The organism is Pseudomonas antarctica (genome assembly GCF_900624995.1).
Lineage (GTDB): Bacteria > Pseudomonadota > Gammaproteobacteria > Pseudomonadales > Pseudomonadaceae > Aquipseudomonas > Aquipseudomonas antarctica.
On the sequence record NZ_UYXQ01000239.1, the window covers coordinates 1 to 1,840 of the forward strand.

General features: G+C 62.0%; 1 protein-coding gene and 1 pseudogene. One reads left to right on the plus strand and one right to left on the minus strand.

The window, feature by feature from the left end; translation table 11 throughout:
- Nucleotides 1-210: pseudogene (locus E0F99_RS30340) on the plus strand (hypothetical protein); the annotation flags it as partial.
- Between the two features lie 157 nt (nt 211-367).
- Here the strand turns inward: E0F99_RS30340 and E0F99_RS29730 are convergent.
- Nucleotides 368-1,840, minus strand: a 1,473-nt coding sequence (locus E0F99_RS29730) for a CoA-acylating methylmalonate-semialdehyde dehydrogenase (RefSeq protein WP_130909129.1), incomplete at its 5' end; no start/stop codon positions are given.

The following is a 1,840-nucleotide window of genomic DNA, read 5'->3' on the forward strand; positions in this document are numbered from 1 at the left end:
AACGCAGGCTTGAATCCGTGGGTAACCCGGCAGGACGCCGGGTTAGCCGCGATGGGCCAAGGATGGCCCATGGCGGCGGCCCACGGATTCAAGCCTTCGTTCTGGCATGCCGAGCCTAGGCGAGGCAACGAGTGGTGGGGCAAGAGCCCTTTTGGTTACTTTTGGCTGGGCCGGCATTCCGGGCTCTTTTCCAAAAGTGACCCGCCGTAAGGGCGGAACCAATAGTCGCCGTTACCGCAGCAACGGATATGCACTCATAGCTACCTAAAAACCCGTCATCGGCCTAGCACGACACAAGAAGTTGCGTAGATACCTATGCCCATCGCAGGCAAGCCCGCTCCCACCGTTGACCTACAGTGTTCCGATGTTACTTAGACACGGGCATCGCAAACTCCGCGCCCTGCTCAATACTCTCCGACCAACGCTGCATGATCGACTTCTGCTTGGTGTAGAAGCGCACGCCTTCAGTGCCGTAGGCATGCATGTCACCAAACAAGCTCTTCTTCCAGCCGCCAAAGCCGTGCCAGGCCATCGGCACCGGGATCGGCACGTTGATGCCGACCATACCCACTTCGATGCGTCGCGCAAATTCGCGGGCGATGTTGCCGTCGCGGGTAAAGCAGCTGACGCCGTTGCCGAACTCGTGGTCATTGACCAGTTTGATCGCCTCGGCAAAGTCATCCACGCGCACACAGGCCAGCACCGGGCCGAAGATTTCTTCGCGGTAGATACTCATGTCTTTCGTCACATGATCGAACAAGGTCGCGCCGAGCCAGAAGCCATTTTCCAGGCCGGGCTCGGTGGGCACGTAGTCACGCCCATCGAGCAGCAATTGCGCGCCGGCTTGCACGCCTTGTTCGATGTAGCCGCTGATGCGCTCCAGTGCCGCCCGCGACACAATCGGGCCCATCTCGGCCTTTAAATCGCGGCCGTCGGTGATGCGCAGTAGCTTGGCGCGCTCGGTCAACGCGGCGATCACTTTGTCGCCCACATCGCCCACCAGCACCGCCACCGAGATCGCCATGCAGCGCTCGCCGGCGCTGCCGTAAGCCGCGCCCATCAGCGCATCGACGGTTTTTTCGATGTCCGCATCGGGCATCACCACCATGTGGTTTTTCGCGCCGCCCAGGCCTTGCACACGCTTGCCGTTGCGGGCGCCGGTCTCGTAGATGTATTGCGCAATTGGCGTGGAACCGACAAAGCTCACGGCCTTGACGTCCGGGTGTTCGATCAGCGCATCGACCGCTTCCTTGTCGCCCTGCACCACATTGAATACGCCTTTGGGCAAGCCGGCTTCGCGCAGCAACTCGGCCATGAACAGCGAGGCGCTTGGGTCCGTCGGGCTGGGCTTGAGGATGAAGGTGTTGCCCGCCGCGATGGCGATCGGGTACATCCACATCGGCACCATCACCGGGAAGTTGAACGGGGTCACGCCGGCCACCACACCCAGCGGCTGGCGCATCGTCCAGTTGTCCATGCCACGCGAGACTTGGTCAGAGTGCTCGCCCTTGAGCAGGTTGGGAATGCCGCAGGCGAATTCGAGAATATCGATGCCACGGTCGACTTCGCCCTGGGCGTCGGTGAACACCTTGCCGTGTTCGGCGACGATGATGCGCGCCAGGTCATCTTTGCGTTCACGCAGCAGGTGCAGGTATTCGAACAATACGCGGGCACGGCGGATCGGCGGGGTGTCGGCCCAACTGGCGAAGGCGGCTTGGGCGGCGGCGACGGCTTCACCCACGGTCTGGCGGCTGGCCAAGGCGACGCGACCAGTCACTTCGCCGGTGGCCGGGTTGTAGACATCCTGATAGCGATCATCGCGGCAAACGCGCTGGTCGTT